The organism is Sporosarcina sp. FA15, from assembly GCF_051550195.1.
GTDB classification, from domain to species: domain Bacteria; phylum Bacillota; class Bacilli; order Bacillales_A; family Planococcaceae; genus Sporosarcina; species Sporosarcina psychrophila.
In genome coordinates, this window is the sequence record NZ_CP188818.1 from 3984346 (window position 1) to 4007448 (window position 23103).

The 23103-nt window shown below is 42.6% G+C and carries 24 protein-coding genes; 16 read left to right on the forward strand and 8 right to left on the reverse strand.

Annotated elements, in window-relative coordinates; translation table 11 throughout:
- Positions 1–362: 362 nt before the first annotated feature.
- The 3 genes from ACP8HG_RS18930 to ACP8HG_RS18940 form a co-directional block, all read right to left on the reverse strand.
- On the reverse strand, positions 363–563 hold the full coding sequence (locus ACP8HG_RS18930) for a cold-shock protein (protein ID WP_067205063.1): 201 nt from the start codon (positions 561–563) through the stop codon (positions 363–365).
- 158 nt (positions 564–721) lie between these two features.
- Positions 722–1720 (reverse strand): inorganic phosphate transporter, encoded by a 999-nt coding sequence (locus ACP8HG_RS18935; RefSeq protein WP_067205066.1) that lies wholly within the window; start codon positions 1718–1720, stop codon positions 722–724.
- A gap of 11 nt (positions 1721–1731) precedes the next feature.
- On the reverse strand, positions 1732–2352 hold the full coding sequence (locus ACP8HG_RS18940) for a DUF47 domain-containing protein (RefSeq protein ID WP_067205068.1): 621 nt from the start codon (positions 2350–2352) through the stop codon (positions 1732–1734).
- Positions 2353–2601: 249 nt separating this feature from the next.
- Between ACP8HG_RS18940 and ACP8HG_RS18945 the strand changes: the two genes are divergently transcribed.
- From ACP8HG_RS18945 to ACP8HG_RS19005, 13 genes are all read left to right on the forward strand, one after another.
- A complete protein-coding gene (locus ACP8HG_RS18945; RefSeq protein ID WP_399630463.1) occupies positions 2602–3213 on the forward strand; it encodes an ATP-binding cassette domain-containing protein in 612 nt (203 codons plus the stop codon).
- Positions 3210–3938, forward strand: coding sequence for an ABC transporter permease (locus ACP8HG_RS18950; protein ID WP_338653819.1), 729 nt, complete (start codon positions 3210–3212; stop codon positions 3936–3938). The genes ACP8HG_RS18945 and ACP8HG_RS18950 overlap by 4 nt, the downstream gene beginning before the upstream one ends.
- Positions 3938–5041, forward strand: coding sequence for a sensor histidine kinase (locus ACP8HG_RS18955; protein ID WP_067205077.1), 1104 nt, complete (start codon positions 3938–3940; stop codon positions 5039–5041). Before ACP8HG_RS18950 ends, ACP8HG_RS18955 begins: the two co-directional genes overlap by 1 nt.
- Complete coding sequence (locus ACP8HG_RS18960; RefSeq protein WP_067205079.1) at positions 5038–5649, forward strand: response regulator transcription factor; 612 nt, start codon at positions 5038–5040, stop codon at positions 5647–5649. Before ACP8HG_RS18955 ends, ACP8HG_RS18960 begins: the two co-directional genes overlap by 4 nt.
- A gap of 90 nt (positions 5650–5739) precedes the next feature.
- Entirely contained in the window at positions 5740–6273 is a 534-nt protein-coding gene (locus ACP8HG_RS18965; RefSeq protein ID WP_067205081.1) for a hypothetical protein, read from the forward strand.
- 17 nt (positions 6274–6290) lie between these two features.
- Positions 6291–7853 (forward strand): SPFH domain-containing protein, encoded by a 1563-nt coding sequence (locus ACP8HG_RS18970; protein WP_438297610.1) that lies wholly within the window; start codon positions 6291–6293, stop codon positions 7851–7853.
- Positions 7854–8408: 555 nt separating this feature from the next.
- On the forward strand, positions 8409–9107 hold the full coding sequence (locus tag ACP8HG_RS18975; protein WP_438297612.1) for an ABC transporter ATP-binding protein: 699 nt from the start codon (positions 8409–8411) through the stop codon (positions 9105–9107).
- The gene (locus ACP8HG_RS18980) at positions 9097–10383 is read left to right on the forward strand and encodes an ABC transporter permease (protein ID WP_438297614.1); all 1287 of its coding nucleotides are present in this window, start codon (positions 9097–9099) and stop codon (positions 10381–10383) included. Before ACP8HG_RS18975 ends, ACP8HG_RS18980 begins: the two co-directional genes overlap by 11 nt.
- 117 nt (positions 10384–10500) lie before the next feature.
- Positions 10501–11433 (forward strand): HD-GYP domain-containing protein, encoded by a 933-nt coding sequence (locus ACP8HG_RS18985; protein ID WP_438297616.1) that lies wholly within the window; start codon positions 10501–10503, stop codon positions 11431–11433.
- Between the two features lie 59 nt (positions 11434–11492).
- Positions 11493–11975: an NUDIX hydrolase gene (locus tag ACP8HG_RS18990; RefSeq protein ID WP_438297618.1), complete on the forward strand. Its 483-nt coding sequence runs from the start codon at positions 11493–11495 to the stop codon at positions 11973–11975.
- A gap of 14 nt (positions 11976–11989) precedes the next feature.
- Complete coding sequence (fumC, locus tag ACP8HG_RS18995) at positions 11990–13372, forward strand: class II fumarate hydratase (RefSeq protein WP_067205095.1); 1383 nt, start codon at positions 11990–11992, stop codon at positions 13370–13372.
- Positions 13373–13387: 15 nt separating this feature from the next.
- Positions 13388–13786, forward strand: coding sequence for an HIT family protein (locus ACP8HG_RS19000; RefSeq protein WP_067205097.1), 399 nt, complete (start codon positions 13388–13390; stop codon positions 13784–13786).
- 131 nt (positions 13787–13917) lie between these two features.
- On the forward strand, positions 13918–14418 hold the full coding sequence (locus ACP8HG_RS19005) for a PCYCGC motif-containing (lipo)protein (RefSeq protein WP_067205100.1): 501 nt from the start codon (positions 13918–13920) through the stop codon (positions 14416–14418).
- 56 nt (positions 14419–14474) lie between these two features.
- Here ACP8HG_RS19005 and ACP8HG_RS19010 read toward each other — a convergent pair whose 3' ends face one another.
- Together ACP8HG_RS19010 and ACP8HG_RS19015 are read right to left on the reverse strand one after the other, a co-directional pair.
- A complete protein-coding gene (locus ACP8HG_RS19010) occupies positions 14475–15347 on the reverse strand; it encodes an RsiV family protein (RefSeq protein WP_338653809.1) in 873 nt (290 codons plus the stop codon).
- Positions 15344–15874 carry an RNA polymerase sigma factor gene (locus ACP8HG_RS19015; protein ID WP_156475939.1) on the reverse strand — a complete coding sequence of 177 codons (531 nt, stop codon included), beginning with the start codon at positions 15872–15874 and terminating at the stop codon, positions 15344–15346. Before ACP8HG_RS19015 ends, ACP8HG_RS19010 begins: the two co-directional genes overlap by 4 nt.
- Positions 15875–16202: 328 nt before the next feature.
- On the opposite strand from ACP8HG_RS19015, the gene ACP8HG_RS19020 reads away from it, so the two are divergent.
- Complete coding sequence (locus ACP8HG_RS19020; RefSeq protein WP_067205105.1) at positions 16203–16862, forward strand: diphthine--ammonia ligase; 660 nt, start codon at positions 16203–16205, stop codon at positions 16860–16862.
- Positions 16863–16952: 90 nt separating this feature from the next.
- Here the strand turns inward: ACP8HG_RS19020 and ACP8HG_RS19025 are convergent, their stop codons facing one another.
- The 3 genes from ACP8HG_RS19025 to nfsA all read right to left on the reverse strand — a co-directional run bounded on the left by ACP8HG_RS19025 (position 16953) and on the right by nfsA (position 19300).
- A complete protein-coding gene (locus ACP8HG_RS19025) occupies positions 16953–17279 on the reverse strand; it encodes a nucleoside triphosphate pyrophosphohydrolase (RefSeq protein WP_067205106.1) in 327 nt (108 codons plus the stop codon).
- 111 nt (positions 17280–17390) lie between these two features.
- Positions 17391–18557 (reverse strand): class I SAM-dependent methyltransferase, encoded by a 1167-nt coding sequence (locus tag ACP8HG_RS19030; protein ID WP_187046522.1) that lies wholly within the window; start codon positions 18555–18557, stop codon positions 17391–17393.
- An 11-nt stretch (positions 18558–18568) separates the two neighbouring features.
- Entirely contained in the window at positions 18569–19300 is a 732-nt protein-coding gene (gene nfsA / locus ACP8HG_RS19035) for an oxygen-insensitive NADPH nitroreductase (protein WP_187046523.1), read from the reverse strand.
- Between the two features lie 90 nt (positions 19301–19390).
- Between nfsA and ACP8HG_RS19040 the strand changes: the two genes are divergently transcribed.
- Positions 19391–20950: an FMN-binding glutamate synthase family protein gene (locus ACP8HG_RS19040; protein WP_438297623.1), complete on the forward strand. Its 1560-nt coding sequence runs from the start codon at positions 19391–19393 to the stop codon at positions 20948–20950.
- Between the two features lie 191 nt (positions 20951–21141).
- Positions 21142–22776, forward strand: a complete 1635-nt coding sequence (locus tag ACP8HG_RS19045; RefSeq protein ID WP_438297625.1) for an AMP-binding protein — start codon at positions 21142–21144, stop codon at positions 22774–22776.
- Positions 22777–23103: the final 327 nt, after the last annotated feature.

Sequence of the window (23103 nt, forward strand, 5' to 3'; positions counted from 1 at the left end):
CTGTGTATAGATTGACTCTATTCTTCTATAATAACGGAAAATGATGGGAATGTCTTTTATCGAAGGAGGCGGCACAGGTTAGGGAATCTAGCATGAGTGAAAATCCGCAAGCGGTTACTAAACGAGTCTATGTAGGTAATAATAGGTTGCATCCTGGAGGGAAGTTCATCGTATATAGGTTGAAATAAGAATTACATTGAATTCGCTAGGGGATGCTACCCTCCAGTCTTAGGGTTTCAGATACTCTTAGTAAGGCTCCGATGCTCAGTTTATTATAAGTATTTAGTAGTCACCACAATTAATCTTGGACAAAGAAAAAAGCCATTCCCCGAAGGGAATGGCTTTTGAATGGTTAATTCAAATTAGTTTTTGTTTACGTTTGTAGCTTGAAGACCGCGTTGGCCTTGCTCGATTTCAAACGTTACATCTTGGCCTTCTTCAAGAGACTTGAAGCCTTCTCCTTGAATAGCTGAGAAGTGTACGAATACATCGTCTCCGTCTTCGCGTTCGATGAAGCCAAATCCTTTTTCTGCGTTAAACCATTTCACTTTACCTTGTTCCATGTGTGTTTCCTCCTCGTATGCTTTGTGCATACATTGTATTACTATCCTTGCTCAAGTCTTGAAGCGGTCAAGATTTATTCGAGACCATCATGCCGAACAAAAATAATTCTTCTTTATCATAACAGGGATATTAGCACATTGCAAGAGAAATGTTTGAATTAAAAAAACAAGTTAAGGATCTGATAGACAATCGCAGCGATTGTTGCTGAAATTGGTAAAGTAATAATCCATGTCGTGACAATCGTTCTAGCGACTCCCCAATTGACACCTTTTACACGTTGAGCTGAACCTACACCCATGATTGCGGAAGAAATGACGTGTGTTGTACTAACCGGTAAATGGATAAGTGTCGCTCCAAAAATAATCATAGCAGATGACAAATCAGCTGCTATGCCGTTCACTGGACGGATTTTCATAATCTTGCCGCCGACAGTCTTAATGATTTTATAGCCACCGATTGATGTTCCGATCCCCATCGCTGTCGCGGCAGCAATCCGGACCCAAAGTTGAATATCGTCCGACGTCTGCAATTCTGCTGCAATCAATGCCATTGTAATTATACCCATGGCTTTTTGCGCATCATTTGTACCGTGTGTGAACGATTGAAGCGCTGCTGTTCCGATTTGCATATAACGAATTCGTTTATTTGCCTTAAATAAATTCTTGTTCTTCAAGGTCACTTTGAATATCGACATTACAAGGAAGCCGCCTGCAAGTGCAATGAACGGAGAAATAAGAAGCGCTTGTAATATTTTTAGGAAACCGCTGTAATTTAAAATGCCGAAACCTGCTGCTGAAATAGCCGCGCCAGCGATTGAACCGATTAAAGCATGGGATGAACTGGATGGGATTCCGAAATACCAGGTAATCAGATTCCACGCAATTGCTGATATAAGTGCCGCTAAGATGACAAGCGAACCGTTTTCGAGAACGAATGGATCGACAATGTCTTTTGAAATCGTTTTTGCGACTCCTGTAAATGCGAGAGCGCCGACGAAGTTCATGACAGCTGCCATCATAATAGCAGTTCTCGGTTTCAGTGCACGAGTCGAAACGGATGTTGCGATGGCATTCGCCGTGTCATGAAATCCGTTGATGAAATCAAAAGCGAGTGCGAAAACAACGACTAGTATGGTAAGGAGAAGTATTGTATCCATTTGGCTCCCCCTTATGCGTTACGCATAATAATTGATTCGATTGTGTTGGCAACATCTTGGCAATAATCGGCGACATCTTCAAGCTGTTCATATATGTCTTTGAATTGGATAATGCGAATTGGATCCTTTTCATTAATGAAGAGTTGTTTGACCGATGTACGGAAAACTTCATCACAAACTCGTTCGTAATCTTTAATAAGTACTGCATGATCGTGCATCGCTTCAAGTTTTTTCCTCGCAAGCAATTTCATCGCTTTAACGATTTCGTCGGTACTTTTCACAATGTTTTCCATGAATTTCTGTACATACTCATCAATTTCAGTAAGAGAGAACATTTCAAGATGTGCTGCAAAATGTTCAATACCATCAAGAACATCATCCATCTTAATGGCCAAATTCATGATATCTTCCCGCTCAATTGGTGTCATGAACGACTTGTTAAGCTTAGTAATGAGATCGTGGATGAGTGTGTCACCTTCCGTCTCGTAATTTTTAAGTTTAATGCTTACTTCTTTCAAGTCGGCAACTGTCACCACTTTAAAGTCGTTGGCATAATGAACCGCTTCTTGCACATTTTCAGCAATGGTTAATAATGCTATGAAAAAAGGGTCAGGTTTACGTGAGCTGAACATTGTTGTACCTCCGTCCCAGTATGGGAAATAATTTTTTAACAATCCCATCATATCAAAAACAATTTGAGATACCTACAAATTTCGACGATATCTGCACAAACTTTACACAATCTTTACAAAGACCCTACAAAGGATTCACAAAAATCAAATCTGTATAGAAAAAGTGACAATTGTCATGAAGGAAAAATGACTCAATGTACTCCACAGAATACCCTCTTTATCAGTAAAGTTAACGTAAGAGGTGAGAGTATGTTGGGAATTATTAATCTTTGTGTGGAGTTTAAACGGAAAAACGTGTTAAGAGATATTAACTTGGAAATTGCATCTGGGGAAGTAGTTGCGCTATGTGGAGCAAATGGAGCGGGGAAATCAACAATTGTATCCGTTATAGCAGGAATCGTCCATCCTTTAAGCGGGAGAATTCTACTGGCAGGGAAACCACTAGGAAGGAAAATGAAATCGGAAATAGGCTTCATGTTCCAACACGCCGAATTCATGGATAATGTGAAGGTCAAGGAGATGCTTTGTTTATTTCAATCCTTCTATAGAAGTCCTTACTCATTCGACGAGCTTGTCCGTCTAGGATTATTGCAAGATATGCTCCTTAAAAAGACACATGAATTATCAGGCGGTGAGCGTAAGCGGCTGTCATTTGCATTGTCGATGGCAGGTAGACCACTCGTGCTGATTGCGGATGAACCAACTGCGGGAATGGACGAGGAAATGAAAAAACATTTCTATCAACAACTAAAGCTTGCTGTTGATGAAGGGCTTGCCGTTTTACTGATTACACATTCCAGGGAAGAAAGAGAAGTTCTTGCACATCGAATTGTGTTGTTGAAGGAAGGGGTTGTGCAATGACTAAGCCCTTTTTATTGTTGACAAAAATTGAAGTGTTGCGCATGCTAAGAAACCGCTATTTTGTCATTTATGCCATCGTTCTTCCCATCGTCTACTACCTAATCTTTTCGCTTTCGAATGAACCAGAGCACTATGCATATCTACTTATCGCAATGCTTGTCTTCAGTTTGTTGTCGGGAGCTGTCACGACATTTGCTATTGGGCTTGCATACGACAACAGCAGACCTTGGCGTACATCTATGAAGGCATTGCCGGTTTCCGAATTAGTCGTTTCAGGTGCGAAACTGATGTCACAGCTTTTATTGAATAGTATCACGGTTGTGATCTTAATCGTTTTTGTTCAGACGATTCACGGGCTCCCAGGCAGTGTAGGGCAATGGTGTATGATTGCGGTATGGTTTATCGGTGTGTCCGCGGTGTTCATGACGTTGGGTGTGGCCATCAGTTCATTTGGGAAACAGGGTACTGTTTCTGGTATTGCAAACTTTACGTGGATATTTGTGATGTTTTCTGCAGGGACGTGGATTCCGATTGAACAGTTTCCGGGCTGGGTGCAACCTATTGCAAGCGGGTCTCCAGGAGCAATCGCGATAGCGGGTGCCTTCCGTTTACTGGGTGGAGGTTATCCCTTGATTGGTCAAATGGGTGGACTTATCTTTTATTCGATGCTATTTATAGGGGTTTACTGGGTTGGAGGATATATAAATAGAAGGGCGGCGAATTAATGAGCAGGAGATTTGCAGTATTTCCCGAAGGTTTAGGTAGGGAACCGTATACTATTTTAATCTATATGTTGTTTCCGCTCATAGGGGCGTTCTTTTTAGAGGGCATGGAGCGTATGTTTTCAATCCTTCTACTTGCTCCCTTTTTATTCGTCTATCGCCAGTCCTATTGGCGTAACAGCTATCTAGTGTTCGTCATTGTGCAAGCGATTATTATTGGTTTTTGGGTGTATATGTTCGGACCGGTTTTTTTCTGGCTGAGTGCCTTCTCTTCAAATATGATTTCGTTATTGTCCGGACGCAAGCGCATCGCGGCTGTTGGCGTCTATATAGTGGTTGGGATTGTCTATGGCGTGGCTAAGGACTTAAATATAGTGCAAACATCCATGTCGCTTGTACCTATTCTGCTCGCCATCTTTAATGCCTATATGATTTCATCAAGACGAAAATGGAATGAATCCCAGCGAGAATTGGAGAAAGCACATAGTCGGATTGATGAATTGGTGAAGCAGCAAGAACGCCAGCGAATCGGGCGTGATTTGCATGATACACTTGGACAAAAGCTGTCGATGATTACATTGAAAACTGAGCTTGCCGAGAAGCTACTCGTTTCAGACACAGAAAGAGCTGCGGGGGAGTTACGGGAAGTGATTACAATCTCGCGCGAAACATTAACACAGATGCGGGAGCTTGTGGAAGACCTTGATACAGGCACGCTTGTCGATGAATTGACTGCCAGCCGGCAACATTTACACAGTGCAGGAATCAATTCTGAAGTAAACGGAGAAATCCATTCCATTAATCGTGGGTATGAAAAGATTGCTGTGATGGCAATTCGGGAACTTGTGACCAATGTCGTTAAACATAGCGCTGCATCATGGTGTCAAATTAACATTGCACGTTCAGTGGAAGGTGTATTAATTGAAGTCGCTGATAACGGAAAAGGTATCGATGAAGCGGTTCCAAATCATGGTATGACAGGCCTGCAAAACCGGATTGGGCTTATTAATGGAACGATTGGATGGAAAAGCGGTAAAGAAGGGACAGTCGTTCAGTTATTCATTCCGCTACCGAAAAGTATTGAAAAGGTGGGTGTCGTCTCGTGATACGCGTCGTAATTGCAGAAGATCAGGCGATGGTGAGGGGGGCTTTAATAGCACTTCTTTCTATAGAAGAGGACTTAGAAATCATCGGTGAGGCAGCAAATGGCTTGGAAGCGATTGAAGCAGTCGAGCGATTACTGCCTGATGTCTGTATTTTAGATATTGAAATGCCGATTATGAACGGCTTGGAAGCTTCAGAAAGATTAGTGGAGAAATACCCCGGCGTGGCGATCATCATGTTGACGACGTTTGGCCGAACTGGTTATCTACAGCGTTCAGTGAATGCAGGCGTAAAAGGTTTCTTATTGAAAGACGGACCGAGTAGTGCACTTGCCGAAGCAATTCGCATAGTAGCCGCGGGTCAGCGAGTTGTCGATCCAGAACTGGCCTTTTCACTATTTACAGAAAAAGATCAGTTATCCGAGCGGGAGCAAGAGCTTCTTATGCTGGCATCAAAAGGTTTGGCGAATAAAGAAATCAGCAAGCAGTTATTTTTGTCGGAGGGAACAGTAAGAAACTACTTCTCGGACATCTTTCAAAAGTTGCAAGTAAAAAGTCGGACAGAGGCAATTCACGTTGCCAGGAAAAACGGTTTAATTGATATGGAATAAATTTGTGAAAAATTTTCAGTAAATTGAAACTTTCGGGATGATGGGACGTATATATAGGTGAGACAAAAAAGGTGAAAGTGGGGTGTTGAAATGGAACTGTTTGGGATGCCAATTGTGCAAGTCTATATGGTTGGGCTAATTGTTGCAGGCCTTGCAACGTTACTTTATATCTTATTTAGTGACATGGCGGAAGGAATCGGCGATGCTAGTCCTTTCTTGGATCCGGCGGTGATACTTGCATTCATAACATTTGTAGCGGCTGGCGGTTATATATTAGAACTTGTTACAACATGGGGCAGCGGAATCATTTTGGTAATTGCACTTGTTACTGCTTTTGTACTCGATCTTCTATTGTACTTATTTGTCCTTCTTCCACTGAAATCGGCTGAAGTGTCCCTCGCGTATACGGATGAGTCGCTGATGGGCAGGGTTGGAAAAGTGATTGTACCTGTCCCTGTTGATGGATTCGGTGAAATTGTTATCGAATCGGTGAATGGCATGATTTCTAAGAGGGCGGTAGGGTACGAAAACACCGCAATTGAGTACGGAAAAGAAGTATTGATTATTGAAGTGAGAGATGGAACATTCATCGTTAAAGAGTATGAACCATTCCGCTTCAAATAAAAAAGGGGGAAAAACAGATGGAAATTTGGATTGCAATTGGAGTCGTCGCGTTTGTTTTACTGGCGCTGGTTCTCGTCTTCATCACAAAGTACCGCACAGTCGGGCCAGATGAAGCACTAATCGTGACAGGAAGTTATCTTGGTTCTAAAAATGTACATAAGGATGATTCGGGAAATCGTATTAAAATCATCCGCGGCGGCGGGACGTTCCTGTTGCCAGTGTTCCAACAAGCGGCACCGCTTAGCCTTTTGTCAAGTAAGCTTGAGGTTACAACGCCGGAAGTGTACACGGAGCAAGGCGTTCCTGTTATGGCAGATGGAACAGCAATTATTAAAATTGGTGGCTCAATCATAGAGATTGCAACAGCTGCTGAACAATTTTTGGGGAAATCAAAAGCTGATCGTGAAAATGAAGCAAAAGAAGTATTGGAAGGTCATTTGCGCTCGATTCTTGGTTCAATGACAGTGGAAGAAATTTACAAAAATCGCGATATGTTTTCTCAGGAAGTGCAACGTGTTGCTTCACAGGATCTTTCCAAAATGGGACTCATCATCGTTTCATTTACAATTAAAGATGTGCGCGATAAAAATGGCTATCTCGATTCACTCGGGAAACCACGTATCGCACAAGTGAAGCGTGATGCGGATATCGCAACAGTTGAAGCAGAAAAAGAAACGCGTATTAAAAATGCGGAAGCATCTAAAGAAGCACAAAAAGCAGAAATTGAACGTGCGACTGAAATTGCGGAAGCTGAAAAAGAGAATCAATTGAAGGTTGCGGATTACCGACGTGATCAGGATGTTGCAAAAGCACGTGCCGACCAAGCTTACGAACTTCAAACGGCCGTCTCGAAACAGGAAGTTATGGAACAGGAAATGCAAATTCAAATCATTGAACGTCAAAAACAGATTGAACTTGAAGAGAAAGAGATTCTGCGTCGTGAGAAGCAATATGATTCTGAAGTTAAGAAAAAAGCTGACGCGGATCGCTATGCAATCGAACAAAATGCAGAAGCTCAAAAATCGAAACAAATTACGGAAGCCGATGCTGAAAAGTACCGCATTGAAGCACGTGCGTTTGCGGATGCAGAAAAAGTTCGTCTTGACGGGCAGGCGAAAGCCGATTCAATGCGCGCACAAGGGGAATCTGAAGCTGACATTATTCGTCTGAAAGGTCTTGCGGAAGCGGAAGCGAAACGTAAAATTGCTGAAGCATTTGAACAGTACGGCCAAGCTGCCATGCTTGATATGATTGTTAAAATGATTCCAGAATATGCGAAACAAATTGCAAGCCCGCTTGCGAATATTGATAAAATTACTGTTGTTGACACGGGTAGTGGTGAAGGCGGCGGAGCCAATAAAGTAACGTCGTATGCGACTAACTTAATGGCAACATTGCAAGAATCCTTGAAAGCATCATCGGGCATCGACGTTAAGGAAATGCTTGAAAACTACACGGGCAAAGGCAATATCCGCCCAAGTATTGACCAGCTGACAAATGAGATAAAAGCAACAAATATGAAGCAACCCACTCAACAAGTGATTGCAAGAAAAGAAGTTGCAGCTGACGAAGCTGAATAATATCTAACTAGAGGAGAGTCCCGACGCAGTAGTGCGTCGGGGCTTTTTTTATGTTGTTGGCCCCCTCAGCGAGCGTAGAGTAAGGAAACAATCATAAAGCTCGCACGACCGATCATAAAAGCTGCCAACCGATCATAACCCTCGCACGACCAATCATAAAAGCCGCTAACCGATCATAAGCCTCGCACGACCGATCATAAAAGCCGCCAACCGATCATAAGCCTCGCACGACCGATCATAAAAGCCTCCAACCGATCATAAGCCTCGCACGACCGATCATAAAAGCCTCCAACCGATCATAAGCCTCGCACGACCGATCATAAAACTCCCTAACCGATTATAACCCTCGCACGACCAATCATAAAAGCCGCCAACCGATCATAACCCTCGCACGACCGATCATAAAAGCCTCCGATCGATCATAACCCCTGCCAGACCAATCATATATCCAGCATCCACCTCCAACATCTTAAGAAATTCTTCATATCTATCCTTACAAACCCTTAAGATTCTCCCTATATAATGAAGGAAATAAAGAAAGTTGGAGGGGAACAGATGATTAGTGTGCAAAATTTAAATCATTCATTCAAAATCGGCAAGAAAGGTAAAGAAAAGCGAGTTCCGGTGTTGAAGGGGTTAACGTTTGATGTTGCGGAGGGTGAAATTGTATCGATTGTTGGCAAAAGTGGTTCGGGTAAATCAACGCTTCTTCATATTATGGCAGGATTCCTAACGCCTGAAAGTGGAGAAATCAGTGTGCAAGGCATTCAGACCTCTGCATTCAACGAGGTGGAAAGTGCGAAGTTTCGATTAGATCATTTCGGTTTCGTCTTTCAAAACTTTCAACTCATGCCTGGATTGACAGCATTTGAAAATGTTGAACTGCCACTGACATTAAAGGGCATCAACAAAAGCGAGCGACAGAAGAAAGTAAAAGACCTGATGCAGAGCGTTGGACTCACGGATGTGCGAGACCATTATCCAAATGAATTATCGGGAGGTCAGCAACAGCGAGTCAGTATTGCGCGTGCGCTTATAACGGATCCGCCAATCATTTTCGCCGATGAACCGACAGGTAGTCTCGACTCGGAAACAGAACAGGACGTTCTTTTGCTTATCCAGTCGCTCAATAAAACACGGGGCATCACATTCGTCATCATTACACACGACGATGAAGTGGCACAAACAGCGAATCGTGTATACAGAATGCATGACGGCGTATTAACGGAAGGCGGTGCACAGCATGCAATTTAAGGACCAGATTAGTTTCGTAGGGCAACATATCAAGAAAAATAAAATGCGTGTTTTTATGACCGTGCTTGCGGCCACGATGGGAACAGCTTTTTTAATTGTGCTCGCGTCCGTTGGATTCGGCCTTCACGAAACGATTCGGGGAGAGGTCTTATCGAACCGACTTGTGACACAAATTGAAGTGTTCTCAAGTGAGATGGATGAAGATAAAGTTGTAGAGCTGAAGAAACGGGATCATGTAAAAGCAGTTGTATTCCGCCAAAACTTAGGGGCAGAACAGCTGTCTTCAATTGGTGATTTCACTGGGAATAGTCAACTCGTTGTGACGGATTTTACAGAAGAAAAGAAAGCGAATTTCGAGCTTCAGGAAGGACGTTTACCTGAAAAAATGAACGAAGTCGTCGTGGGAAGCAATTTCGCAGATTCCTTAATGAATCAACAAGATGAAAATGAAGATGGTGAATTTACTACTTATGACGGAAAATTGATTGGTGAACAGTTCAACTATCAAATCGGTGACGATGAAGGTGAAATGATTGAGGATAAAATGATGCTCACGATAGTGGGAATCGGAAAGAAACCTGCGAAAGATTGGGAGCAGGATCAAAAAATATACGCTGACGCATCTATTATTCCAGAGTTAGAAAAAATCTATTATGCACATGTAGACAAGCCAGTGGATGATAATACAGACGCACAGCAATTATTTTATGGCAATGTAAACGTCTATGCGGATAAATTAGAAAATGTGAAAGCAATCTCTACTGAATTAAAAGACGATGGATATAGTGTGTATTCCATATCCGAAGAACTTGATCAATTAGATGTCTTTTTCCTAGCGTTGAAAGCTGGACTTGTATTCGTTGGGACAATTGCGATCTTAATTGCATCTATCGGAATATTTAACACGATGACAATGGCTGTGACAGAGCGGACGCGTGAAATCGGAGTTATGAAAGCAATCGGGGCAGATCCGAAATTAATCCAACGACTATTCCTGATGGAAAGTGCGTGGATTGGTATAGTTGGGACGGTTCTTGCAGTTGTTATTTCCTATGGGGTGAGCATTGTGTCGAATTATGTGCTGCCAATAATTGTTACGGCGGCGCTCGGTGAAGAAGATTTTGGAGATATGACTGTTACGTTCTCCGTTATTCCGTGGCAACTTGTGGTTATCGCTTCTACGATCAGCATAGGCGTCGCAATGATTTCAGGGTGGCGACCAGCGCGTAAAGCGACGAAAATTGATGTCATCAATGCGTTGAGGCAGGAACTCTAATCGACATATTTTTGCATCAATCGAGTAAAGGTGTATGAAACGTTGGCGTGCCTTGTTATAATGGTAATATTCAGACATGCCTTGATGATCATATGCCTTAACCCTAGGAGTACGCTTATGTACACTATTTTAAACCAGTCGTATAGCAATCAAACTAGCGAAGGATATCCGGTACTTCATCTCGGTTATGCGGATGTCGTATTGCTCGGAAGATGGAACGGATTGTCAAATGCGCTTTATTCATTGCACAAGAATGGCTCGTTTTGGGTCCAATACGATGCCGAAGACGCCTTCATAGAGTCCTATAAGCTTCTTAACGGGGTCGTAGAAATGGAATACGAAGGAAAGCGCCGTCTGTTGGAAATCGGTGAGACAGTTGAAGCATCGAATTATGAACATATTATTTCGTTTTATGGGAAAACGGAAGCAGATATTTTAATTAAAATGGAAGCTGAAAGTTTTGAGTACAGATTTTTCGAAACGCAACTCCTCCAAGAAGAGGCGGATGCGATTGCATCGGTCGATGGCTATACTTATATGCATTGCAACCGAATTAAGGATTATTCAATCGAAGTGTGGAAACAGTTGGAACTCCCAACAGAAAGCCTTAGCACTTTGAGATGGGGCGCCTATTTTCATGATGTCGGCAAGCGCGTTGTCCCGCTAGAAATTCTTAATAAACCTGGGAAACTGACAGCTGAAGAGTGGGAAATTATGAAGACTCATACGACAGAAGGTGCAAAGATTATGCGTGAGCATGCTGTCGTATGGCTAGCAGATACTGCATTCATTGTCGAACAACATCATGAAAGACACGACGGAAAAGGCTATCCGTATGGTCTCAAAGGTGATGAAATTGCGCTAGAATCCGCCATCGTATCGGTCGTTGATGCATTTGATGCAATGACAACCGATCGAGTGTATAAGAAGGCCCTTTCTATACAAGAAGCTGTGAAAGAACTAGAGGGCGGAAGAGGGACACAATTTAACCCTAAAGTAGTCGATGCATTTATAGAGATATTAAAGAAAAACCAATTCAATTGGAAATGAAGAATGGAAAAAGACTCGGGAAACCGGGTCTTTTCTATATAAAAAAAGGGGGGAATGCTATGGATTACATTCAAACGATGAGGAAAATGATTGGTAAGGAATCACTACTAACGGTGGGTTGCGGCGTCATCATTATAAATGAAGATAAAATCTTGCTTCAACACCGCACAGATGAGGACAATTGGTGTATTCCTGGTGGTGTGATGGAGCTTGGAGAAACGTTTGAAGAAACGGCGAAAAGGGAGACATATGAAGAAACGGGACTGCATGTGGAGGGGCTTCAGCTATTTGGTCTTTATTCCGGAGAGGCCTGTTTTGTGACGTATCCGAATGGTGATCAAGTATATAGCGTGCAAGTTATTTTTCAAACAGAAAACTATTCAGGCGAACTACAACAGGGCGGTACAGAAAGCAAAGCACATCGTTTTTTCGGAAAAGATGAATTGCCGACGAACCTAAACCCTAGGCAAAAAGCATTTATCCGAGACTGGGCGGATGAAAAAAAGGTGCCAATCAGCGATAATGGAAATACTTACAATTGAAAGAGGGATGAATGATGGATTATCGTATTGAACACGACACATTTGGTGAAATTAAAGTACCTGCGGACAAGCTATGGGGAGCGCAAACGCAACGCAGTAAACAAAATTTTAAAATTGGCGGAGAAAAAATGCCAATTGGTGTTATTCGTGCATTTGCCCATTTGAAAAAATCTGCAGCAATCGCGAGCCATGCACACGGTGCTATCTCAGAAGCAAAAATGAAGGCTATCTCTGCAGCGGCGGATGAAGTAGTCTCTGGCAAACTGGATGATCATTTCCCACTTGTCGTTTGGCAAACAGGAAGCGGTACGCAGTCAAACATGAATATGAACGAAGTGCTTGCACACCGTGGAAATCAACTTCTTGAAGAGTGGGGCGAGGAAGAACGCCTTCATCCGAACGATGATGTCAATAAATCACAAAGTTCAAACGACACATTCCCTACAGCGTTGCATGTTGCAGGCGTCGTGGCAGTACAACAACAACTCGTACCGGCAATTGGTGTATTGAAAGAAACACTTAACAAGAAGTCCGAAGAGTTCATGGATATCATTAAAATCGGCCGTACGCATTTACAAGACGCGACACCTTTAACGCTTGGCCAGGAAATTAGCGGTTGGCACCGGATGCTCGAGAAAACAGAAAAAATGATTACGGACAGCGTCGAGTCGATGAAAGAACTTGCAATCGGTGGAACAGCTGTTGGTACAGGACTTAACGCACCTGCAGGATTTGGGGACCGTGTTGCTACTGAAATCAGTACAGCAGTAGGAATCGAATTTACGTCTGCGGTAAATAAATTCCATTCACTTACGAGCTATGATGAAATTGTTTACGTTCATGGCGCTATCAAAGCACTTGCAGCAGACCTAATGAAAATTGCGAATGATGTGCGATGGTTGGCTAGTGGACCACGTTCAGGTATTGGTGAAATTACAATTCCTGAGAACGAACCAGGCAGTTCCATCATGCCTGGAAAAGTGAACCCGACTCAAAGTGAAGCATTGACGATGGTTGTCGCACAAGTGATGGGGAATGACGCAACAATCGGTTTCGCAGCGAGCCAGGGGAACTTCGAACTGAACGTCTTCAAACCGGTTATCATATTCAACTTCCTTCAATCCGTGACGTTGTTGAGCGATGCGATGATCAGTTTCAACGATAACTGTGCAGTTGGAATTGAACCAAATCGTGAAGAAATTGATCGTAAAGTTCAAAACTCACTTATGCTTGTGACGGCACTTAATCCTTATATCGGTTACGAAAATGCAGCGAAAATCGCGAAAACAGCACATGCGGAAGGAACAACGCTAAAAGAGGCGGCACTTAAATCTGGCTTGCTGACAGAAGAACAATTTGACGAGTATGTCGTTCCTTCAAAAATGATTGGGAAATAAGGAGTCGACTTCAGTATGTACGAAAAAGAGTGTCCATATTGCAATTTGCTAGCGGATCCTGAGCAACAAATTATCTTTGAAAATGCGACATGCGCTTATATTCAAAAGCCTTCCGAGCAAACTGTGTTGGAAGGGAGCGGGCTCATCGTTCCGAAACGGCATGCAGTCGATGTATTTTCATTAACCGCGCAGGAATGGATTGATACACAGGAACTGCTAATGAAAGTGAAAGCTTATTTGGAAGAGCGGTACGGGCACGATGGTTATTCGGTTGGTTGGAATACGGGAAAAACAGGCGGGCAATCGATTTCGCACGCGCATTTACATGTGATTCCGAGATTTGCGGATGAGCCGTATGCCGGGAAGGGTATCAGGCATTGGATTAAGCAAGAGGCTAATCACCGTCGTGTTTGATCCCTCATTAACGGGCAGTAAGACCCCTCTGATTGAAGATTAACTTTATTGTCCATCAAACTGTAACTTATAAACGTGTTGTTTTGGGTTATGATGAAAGGACAACTACGCGAATAAGGGGTGGGCAGTATATGAAAAAGAAATGGATATTTATCTTGCTTGCAGCAGTTCTTGTCCTTTCAGCATGCGGAGAAAAAGCGCAGCCAAGTGAGAAAGAACATGACATGGCACATGGGGAACAGCAGCATGTACCAAACGGTGACTTGCAAGAAGTAACAGCTTCTGCTGATATTTTACCGTCGTTCCTAGATGACAAGTCGGAGGATATGCGTCTTGTCTATCAAATGGCGGGAACTGCAACGGATATTATTGAGTGGATGCCTTGCTATTGTGGGTGTGGTGAAAGCGCAGGTCATGACAGTAACTTGAATTGTTTCATCGACGAAGTTCGTGAAGACGGTTCTGTTGTCTGGGATGACCATGGCACACGTTGCCAAGTTTGTCTGGATATCGCCGTGCAATCTGTAATGATGAAGCAAGAAGGTAAATCGTTAAAAGAAATCCGTGAATTCATCGATGAAAATTATAAAGAAGGCTACGCAGAACCAACAAAAACGCCGATGCCAGCATAATTGAATTATAAAAAGCAGACACGCGAAAGTGTCTGCTTTTTTATATAGGAAAGGGATTAGTTAATGTATGTGTCACTGACCAGTAAATCACTCAAAATTTCTGACGGAATTTCAAACGTCACGACACCCATATAACCAGGTGCAATTTCATATTTATCGAATGAAATGACAAGCTTATTATCAGCTGTAATATAGAATGACTGATCGGCTTGGATTGTTTTGAAGTCATCGAAAAATTCGCTATTCAAAAAGTAAGAGACCTCTTCATCTGCTGCCATTTGTCGCTCCATTTCACTTACTAAATATGAGCTAATAGCATCGACGTATTTGTCATCTTTAAAAAGACTTGGCAATGTGATTAACACGTTGTTCTGCTTATCAATTGTGTCGTACTTCATTGTTGTTGAAGAGGATCCGACCGTATTCACCTCATAGCGAGCAATCGATAGAAGCTGGTCAGTATCTGTTTTCACTTCGTAGCCAGTGTCGATGCCAAGATGACCGCCACCTGCCTTTTCCAATTCCGCGGCCTCTTGTTGGAACTGTTCGAAAAGTACTTTGTTTTCCTCAAGGTATTTCTCATTCAGAGAAGCTTGCAGTCCTTCATCAGTCAATCCTTCAATTGCTGGTGTGGCGACATTTGCTTGGTACGTTTTTTCATCGACAGTCAATTGTTGTGCGGTAAATACATCCACAATCGCCCCAAGAAGCGGAACATTTGCCATTGCCTGTGCGAAGGATGGACTGACATTTATACTACCGATGAATAGAGCAGCAGCAGCGGCGGCTCCAATCGTCCATTGTTTTAGAAATGGACGTCTTTTCTGTGACGCTTTTGCTCGACGAATCGAAGCTTTTACGACGTCTTCCAACTCAGACGGAATCTCTGTTTCGTCATAGTTCTTTTTCAACTTTTTCAATTCTTTCATAACCTGAATTCCTCCCCAACTTCAATGCGTAACTTTTTCAATGCTGCATATAATCTTGTTTTAATCGTATTCACATTTTCATCCATCACTACAGCGATTTCATCAATTTTCAAATCCTCGAAAAATCTAAGAATAATAAGAGATCTGTATTTAGGAGGCAACTGGTCAATGGCATCATGTAAGTCCATGTCGATAATGTCATCCTCTAACTGTGGCAAATGAATGCCGAGAATGTCATCATCCATCACTGTAATACGCTGATGTTTTCGGATGAAATCAATGGATGTATTAACGATGATCCGGTAGAACCAAGTTTTCAAATAGGAAATCTCTTCAAGTCGATCAATTGAATTGAGGGCTTTTAAAATGGCATCTTGTACAATATCAAGTGCATTTTCTTTATTTCTAACATAGCTGTATGCAAGGCGATAATGGGCTTCACGATTCTCTACTATAAATTTTTCTACAAGCTCAAACTTCTCATTTTTTGTCATGACAAAAGATTCACCTTCTCCAATTTCCAACATGTCGCGAACACGTTATAGTTATTTGACGGGGTACATGTCTGAAAAGTTTTATGTTTTCATTCGCTGAAAAAAATCAATTAAAAGAATCCTTTACGAAACATTGGAAAATTCATGGTAAAATAAATATAACGTAAGGGTGTAGGCCATGGCGATAATGTAGATTTTAGTATTGTGTTTCTAGGAGGATTTATAGTTCTTTAAAGTTTTATTTCTTTTTTGCAAGGGAGTTTTCGGATCTTGAAAAGCACTGCGAAAAAATTGCTGATCTTGAGAGAGAAGTACTGATGCTTAAAAACAAAAAAATCTGCTATACGGAGGAGAAATCAAGATGGAGGATATATTATTTGTTGCATCATGGAGCGGCGGAAAAGATTCTGCGATGGCTTATTACCGCGCAATGAAAGCGGGTGGCATTCCGAAACGGTTATGGACAATGTTTGAAGAGGATGAAGAACGGTCAAAATCACATGCGCTGCCGTTTGAAGTCGTAGCAGCCCAAGCTGAAAGGATCGGCGTCCCTTTAATGATACGGGGAGCAAGCTGGAAAGGGTATGAAGAGCAATTTTTAGACGCGATGAAAGAATGTGTTGAGTCAGGCATCAGCCACGGGGTTTTCGGGGATATCGATCTTGAAGACCATTTGGAGTGGGTTCAAGAAACATGTGCGAAAGTCAATATGAAAGCAGTTCATCCATTATGGATGGAGCCGCGTCGCAAGATATTGGATGAGTTTATAGAGGGCGGATTCGAGGCATACATCGTTGTCGTCAATACAACAATGATGCCTGCCCACTTCATAGGCCGTAAATTTACTATCGAACTGATGGATGAACTCGATGCGCTCGGCATTGATTCATGCGGGGAATCTGGAGAATTTCACACTGTGGTTGTAGACGGACCGATTTTTAGTGAACGGGTCCCGGTCGTTTTTTCAGGGCAGCATAAACGGGATGACTATGTGTTTTTGGATGTATCATTGGGGAAATAAGTGTGGATGGTAAGTTTCGTAAGGGAAGAAGTCCGCGAACTTAATGTCGCGGACAGCATTGCATTATTAAGTAGGGTGAACCATCGGGTATCAGTCTTCTTCAACATCCATAAGGAAAATCTGCTCTTCGAATCCGCCGCGTTTCTCAGCCTTTTCTACTCTTACCTTTTCTAAATCTTCAAATGATACCCCGTAATATGAAACGGCTGCATGGATGAGCTCCAACAAATCCGCAAGTTCTTCGATGGCGTCATCTGTCGTCTCGGTGGATTCGTATTCCTCCAGTTCTTCGTGCATTTTTTTGTTGATTTCGTTAATGTATTCGTCTTCATTCAAAAGGCGTGTATTGCAAATCAGACCGGACTTTTCGATGATTTCGGGAATACGATCGCGTACTAATTTATTATATATCGGCATGTTGTTGTCTCCTTTTAATCACTAAATCTAATTATTCTAAATGATAACATGTGATTCTTTAAATTGAAAAAGCCATCCACATTCGCATGAGGCAAATGTGGATGGCTTTAATCATATATTCAATAAATCGCCCAGTTCTTTCTCTAAAAAAGGATCTGCATTCAACAGCTTCCTAAATTCAGTGTACCGTTTCACTTCATCAGCAGAAGCTTCTCGTCCGGTCTGATAAGCTCGAATCAAAATGTTTTTGGGTGTGTGCTCCATGTCGATGAATTCGAGTAACTGAGCCTCGTAACCCACGAGTGATAACAGCTCGGCACGAATGGAATCAGTAGCAAGTGCTGAGAACCGTTCTTTGATGAGTCCGTGTTGAAGCATAACGTCGAGCGCGGGGGAATTAACCTGCGAGAATAGTTCGTGCTGGCAACATGGAACGCTCAAAATGACTTTCGCTCCCCATTTCACCGCACGGGCAAGCGCCATATCTGTCGCAACATCGCATGCATGTAAGGTGACGACCATGTCAACTGACGTTTCGTCATTATAATCATTGATATCTCCTACTAGAAATTCAAGATTATCGTAACCAAGATCCTTCGCAATGGTGCTACATTCCTCAATCACTTCTTTTTTCAAATCAAGCCCAGTTACCTTGATATCCAGTCCTTTTTCGATACGTAAATAATGATAGAGCGCAAATGTTAAATATGATTTACCGGAACCGAAATCAAGAATACGTACAGTTCGATCTTTCGGTAAGTGCGCAAGAGAATCGTCGATGAATTCGACGAACCGGTTAATTTGCCTAAACTTGTCGTGCTTTTGTTTTTTCACTTTGCCGTCGGGCGTTTGGACGCCAAGTCGTACTAGAAATGGATAGGGAGTATTTTCATCCAATAAATAATTTTTCTTGCGGTTGTGTGAAAGGTCAACTACTTTTTCAGATGCTACTTTTTCAGACTTCCACATTACTTTAAATTTTTTCGTCAGCTGAACCTGGACTTTTTCATCCGAAAACTCAGCGTGTATTTGTCTGAAACGCTCGAGCAGTTGTTGTAAATGTGCTCGCAATGCATCAGGGGTAACATTTTCATGGTTCAGCACTCGTTCGTACTGGTATTCAAATTGAATATGCAGCTGTCCTTTTATTTCCACAGGTTTTACTTTCACCCGTTTTAATTCATCTGTTTTTGTGCGGGATTGGCTGATTGTCCCGCCAATGAAAGACCCGTCTGTTATCCGTCGTGTGAATTCGTCCACTAATTCCTCAAATTGCATTGTCATCACTCCTAGTTAAACTCAAATCCCTGTTTCTTCAAAAAATCTTTCATATGCGTTCGACGAGGGACTTCTAAAAAGTCTGCCATGGAATCGGACCAGGCGGCGTCTTTACGGTTTGAGCCACGGCTTAAATAATAGTCGTTCATTGTTTCATCATACTTAGGTATAAGTTCGTCGTATTTATCGGTATTGTAGCTGTTTTCGTGAATAATTGCTTCTACCGGTAAGCGCGGTTTCACTTCATTCGCTTCGTCAGGAACGCCGATTGTCATGGCGAATAGTGGAGCAACACCGTTGGGAAGCGATAGCAATTCGCTTATTTCCTCAGGTGCATTACGTACTCCCCCGATATAACAGATGCCGTAACCTTTTGATTCGGCCGCAATCGCTACATTTTGGGCGAATAAAGCAACGTCAATGGAGCCGACAAGGACACTTTCAGCAGAGGAGAAATCAATGTCTTTTCCGACTAAGTTAGCTGCCTTTTTCAATCGACAATAGTCCGCGCAGAAGACCAAAACGGCGCCAGCTGATAAAATCTGTTGCGGGTTCTTTGCGAATTCCGCTAGTTTCTTGCGTTTTTCAACATCCGTTACATAAATGACAGAGTATGCTTGGACAAAGTGCGAACTTGCGGCATGCTGCCCGGCCCGAATGAGTTCAAGTACTTCTTCTTTTGATAGTGTAATGTCTTTATATTTTCGCACAGATGCGTGGGCAGATAATAAGTCGATAACCATGGAATCCCTCCAAAAAATGTTTTATTAATTAAGATTAACAGACTGTGATAGTGGTAAACTACCTTTAAAGCTTAACAAAGGGGTGTTGTTATGAATTGGGCGGAAAGTATTTCAATTACCACGGCGTTGTTAATTTTATTTCTAGTCATCTTACCAATTACAATTGCCATATATCTATACTTTTATGACAAAAGCCAAAAGCAACATGCGATTCTTCGGAATTTCCCGATTTTAGGGCGGATGCGTTATGTGATGGAGAAGACGGGTCCTGAGCTTCGTCAATATCTGTTTGACGACGATAATGACGGCGAACCATTCAATCGTGAAGAATACCTACACATGGTTATGCCAGGGAAATATTTGAATAGTGTCATTGGCTTTGGCTCGAAACGTGATTTTGAAGAATCGGGTTATTATATCCGCAACGCAATGTTTACGAAGCAAAATGAGGAAATGCGCGTTGATAATTCAAACCTTATAGATACGATGCGTTATGTCGTTGATGAAGATAATCTCTTTTCACGTAAAGAACACCGCGAAGATATTCCGACATTGCCTTGGTTGTTGCCAGAAGAGGATGCAATCGTCATTGGTCCGAACTGTGAGCATCCATTTCATGTCCGCAGCATGCTTGGTCAATCCGCGATGAGTTATGGGGCACTCGGGGAAAATGCAATCACTGCATTGTCAAAAGGGATTGGCATGGCGCAAGGGGCTTGGATGAATACCGGCGAAGGAGGTCTGTCCCAGCATCACTTGGCGGGCGGTGCAGATATAATTGCACAAATTGGCTCGGGTTTGTTCGGATTTAGAACGGAGGATGGCGAATTCAGTTTTGAGCGGGTTCGTGAAAAAGCGGATATTCCGCAAGTCAAAGCGTTTGAAATTAAATTAGCGCAAGGTGCGAAAATGCGTGGTGGGCACGTTGAAGGGGCGAAGGTAACGGAAGAAATTGCGGCAATTCGTAATGTTGTTCCGTTTGTCTCTATTAATAGTCCAAACCGCTTTCACCAGTTTGATGATTACCCAACACTTTTTGAATTCATTGATCAAATTCGTCAGCATTCGGGTAAACCGGTTGGTATTAAGGTTGTCCTCGGTGGGAAACAGGATGCAGAGGAACTTGCGTCATTCATGCATGAAACAGGTATGGGTCCCGACTTTATCTCATTAGATGGTGGGGAGGGCGGCTCGGGCGCTACATACCAGGATCTTGCTGATAGCGTTGGATTACCGTTGCGGTCAGCAATTATTCTTCTGGACGATGCACTTCGAAAATTTGAAGTACGTGACCGCGTGAAAATTATTGCATCGGGTAAGATTACGACACCGGACCGAGCAGCAATAGTTCTAGCAATGGGAGCAGATCTTGTTCAGGTTGCGCGTGGTTTTATGATCTCGGTCGGTTGCATTATGGCGCACCGTTGTCATACGAATGATTGTCCAGCGGGCGTTGCGACAACAGATAAGAAATTACAGCAAGGCCTCGTCGTCGAAGAGAAAAAGTACCGTGTCACGAATTATATTTTGACGATGCGAGAAGGACTTTTCCGTGTCGCTGCAGCGGCAGGTCTGGATTCGCCAACGAAACTCGAACGACATCATATCGTTTACAAAGACGAACGGGGACGCGTCTTCCCTGTGGAATGAATTGAAGTATGCCGTTCTGCCTTGAGAGGTGGAACGGTATTTTTTATGGTGTTCGCAACGTTTCGCCAAAAGAAAACAACACTCCATCGGAACCTCACAACAAATACACTACAACCTGAAATTAATTTTCAATAATCTGAACTTCGTGATAACATATTGCTATATGATTGTTTCAGAAAAGGGGAATGGACATGACATTGCTACGTAAAACAGTGGGGCAAATTGTAAGGGAACAAGCGGAGCTTTATCCGAACCAGGAAGCTTATGTCTATCCGGAACATGGAATTCGAAGAACATATAAAGAATTTGATAAAGAAACGGACAAACTTGCAAAAGCATTTATTGCTATGGGCATCGAAAAAGGGGAAAACATTGCCATATGGTCAGACAATAAAAGGGAATGGCTGCTTAGCCAATATGCAACAGGGAAGATGGGGGCAGTCCTGGTCACCGTAAATACGAATTACCAAGCTACAGAACTGGAATATTTGCTGAAGCAATCTGATGCAACTACGCTCATTCTGGATGAAAGCTTTAAAGGAACGAGTTACATAGATATTATCCGTACGGTTTGTCCTGAACTGGTGACGAGTGAGAGGGGCTCTATATCAAGTGTCAAACTGCCTCATTTCAAACGAATCATCCTGATGACGGAACGAGAAGAACAAGGTATGTACAAATGGTCGGAATTCATGGCGCAAGCTGATAAAGTAACGGATGAGCAGTTTGAGGGACAATTTCAATCGCTTGATCCCGATGATGTCATTAATATTCAATATACTTCTGGCACAACAGGCTTTCCTAAAGGGGTCATGCTGACACATTATAACGTCGTGAATAACGGTAAACAAATTGGGGATTACATGAAACTGACAGAGCAGGACCGCGTTTGTATTCCTGTTCCATTTTTCCATTGTTTTGGTTGTGTACTAGGAACGCTCGCGGCGGTTACGCACGGTTCTGCGATGATTTTACTCGAACAGTTCGATCCATTGCGTGTACTTCAAGCGGTACAAGATGAGAAGTGTACAGCACTTCATGGGGTGCCGACGATGTTCATCGCAGAGTTGAATCACCCTGACTTTAAGAACTACGATACATCTACGCTTCGTACCGGTATTATGGCTGGATCTGTCTGTCCGATTGAAGTTATGAAACGTGTTATTGAAGATATGGGAGCAAGTGAAATTACGATTTGTTACGGCCAGACAGAGGCGTCCCCTGTCATTACACAGACGAAGACAGATGATCCAATCGGAAAACGCGTATCGACAGTAGGCAAGCCGCATCCGAACGTTGAAGTCAAAATTATTGATCCTGTAACGGGTGAAGAGCTGCCGGTTGGCGTGCCAGGGGAACTTTGCACGCGTGGTTATAACATTATGAAAGGGTATTACAACAATGCGGAAGCAACACGTGAAGCGATTGATGCAGAAGGTTGGCTTCATACGGGCGATATTGCAGTGATGGATGCAGATGGCTACATCGATATTACGGGGCGCATCAAAGATATGGTCATCCGTGGTGGCGAAAATATTTACCCGAAAGAGGTTGAGGAATTTCTGTATACGCATCCTGATATCGCAGACGTACAGGTCGTCGGTGTGCCAGATGCGAAATACGGTGAGGAACTAATGGCGTGGGTTATTCTGAAAGAAGGCCTGAATCTTGATGAAGAGTCCGTACGCGCATTTTGTAAGGGGCGTATTTCACATCATAAGATACCAAAGTACATTGAGTTTATAAAAGAATATCCAATGACTGCTTCGGGGAAAATACAAAAGTTCAAACTGCGAGAAATGTCCGTAGAAAAGTCATACCAATAAAAAACGAAACCATTGAAAAAGTTCTTTTTATAGTTAGAACTAATTGATTGTAGTGAAGAGCGGCGACTCCAGTGGGAACAGCGCGAACTGAAGACCTCGCTCGGACCGGAAATCAACGGGATTGAAGGAAATCGTACTTTTTCAGTGCCCTCATAAAAAACAGGTGTATACCTCTAGACATAGGGGTATACACCTGTTTTTGTGTGTTATAAAAAGGTTGCTTGTCGAATATGCATTATTTCCTGGGAAATGTAAGGTGAATGAAATAACTTCGTCGTATTCTGTCTATTCAATATACATTATTTACTATCGGTTATTTTAAAAAAC

Excerpts from the sequence above, each read along its gene's own strand:
- ACP8HG_RS18930 (WP_067205063.1), bottom strand. The coding sequence starts at position 563 with ATGGAACAAGGTAAAGTGAAATGGTTTAACGCAGAAAAAGGATTTGGC.
- ACP8HG_RS18935 (WP_067205066.1), bottom strand. The coding sequence starts at position 1,720 with ATGGATACAATACTTCTCCTTACCATACTAGTCGTTGTTTTCGCACTC.
- ACP8HG_RS18940 (WP_067205068.1), bottom strand. The coding sequence starts at position 2,352 with ATGTTCAGCTCACGTAAACCTGACCCTTTTTTCATAGCATTATTAACC.
- ACP8HG_RS18945 (WP_399630463.1), top strand. The coding sequence starts at position 2,602 with ATGTTGGGAATTATTAATCTTTGTGTGGAGTTTAAACGGAAAAACGTG.
- ACP8HG_RS18950 (WP_338653819.1), top strand. The coding sequence starts at position 3,210 with ATGACTAAGCCCTTTTTATTGTTGACAAAAATTGAAGTGTTGCGCATG.
- ACP8HG_RS18955 (WP_067205077.1), top strand. The coding sequence starts at position 3,938 with ATGAGCAGGAGATTTGCAGTATTTCCCGAAGGTTTAGGTAGGGAACCG.
- ACP8HG_RS18965 (WP_067205081.1), top strand. The coding sequence starts at position 5,740 with ATGGAACTGTTTGGGATGCCAATTGTGCAAGTCTATATGGTTGGGCTA.
- ACP8HG_RS18970 (WP_438297610.1), top strand. The coding sequence starts at position 6,291 with ATGGAAATTTGGATTGCAATTGGAGTCGTCGCGTTTGTTTTACTGGCG.
- ACP8HG_RS18975 (WP_438297612.1), top strand. The coding sequence starts at position 8,409 with ATGATTAGTGTGCAAAATTTAAATCATTCATTCAAAATCGGCAAGAAA.
- ACP8HG_RS18980 (WP_438297614.1), top strand. The coding sequence starts at position 9,097 with ATGCAATTTAAGGACCAGATTAGTTTCGTAGGGCAACATATCAAGAAA.
- ACP8HG_RS18985 (WP_438297616.1), top strand. The coding sequence starts at position 10,501 with ATGTACACTATTTTAAACCAGTCGTATAGCAATCAAACTAGCGAAGGA.
- ACP8HG_RS18990 (WP_438297618.1), top strand. The coding sequence starts at position 11,493 with ATGGATTACATTCAAACGATGAGGAAAATGATTGGTAAGGAATCACTA.
- fumC (WP_067205095.1), top strand. The coding sequence starts at position 11,990 with ATGGATTATCGTATTGAACACGACACATTTGGTGAAATTAAAGTACCT.
- ACP8HG_RS19000 (WP_067205097.1), top strand. The coding sequence starts at position 13,388 with ATGTACGAAAAAGAGTGTCCATATTGCAATTTGCTAGCGGATCCTGAG.
- ACP8HG_RS19005 (WP_067205100.1), top strand. The coding sequence starts at position 13,918 with ATGAAAAAGAAATGGATATTTATCTTGCTTGCAGCAGTTCTTGTCCTT.
- ACP8HG_RS19010 (WP_338653809.1), bottom strand. The coding sequence starts at position 15,347 with ATGAAAGAATTGAAAAAGTTGAAAAAGAACTATGACGAAACAGAGATT.
- ACP8HG_RS19015 (WP_156475939.1), bottom strand. The coding sequence starts at position 15,874 with ATGTTGGAAATTGGAGAAGGTGAATCTTTTGTCATGACAAAAAATGAG.
- ACP8HG_RS19020 (WP_067205105.1), top strand. The coding sequence starts at position 16,203 with ATGGAGGATATATTATTTGTTGCATCATGGAGCGGCGGAAAAGATTCT.
- ACP8HG_RS19025 (WP_067205106.1), bottom strand. The coding sequence starts at position 17,279 with ATGCCGATATATAATAAATTAGTACGCGATCGTATTCCCGAAATCATC.
- ACP8HG_RS19030 (WP_187046522.1), bottom strand. The coding sequence starts at position 18,557 with ATGCAATTTGAGGAATTAGTGGACGAATTCACACGACGGATAACAGAC.
- nfsA (WP_187046523.1), bottom strand. The coding sequence starts at position 19,300 with ATGGTTATCGACTTATTATCTGCCCACGCATCTGTGCGAAAATATAAA.
- ACP8HG_RS19040 (WP_438297623.1), top strand. The coding sequence starts at position 19,391 with ATGAATTGGGCGGAAAGTATTTCAATTACCACGGCGTTGTTAATTTTA.
- ACP8HG_RS19045 (WP_438297625.1), top strand. The coding sequence starts at position 21,142 with ATGACATTGCTACGTAAAACAGTGGGGCAAATTGTAAGGGAACAAGCG.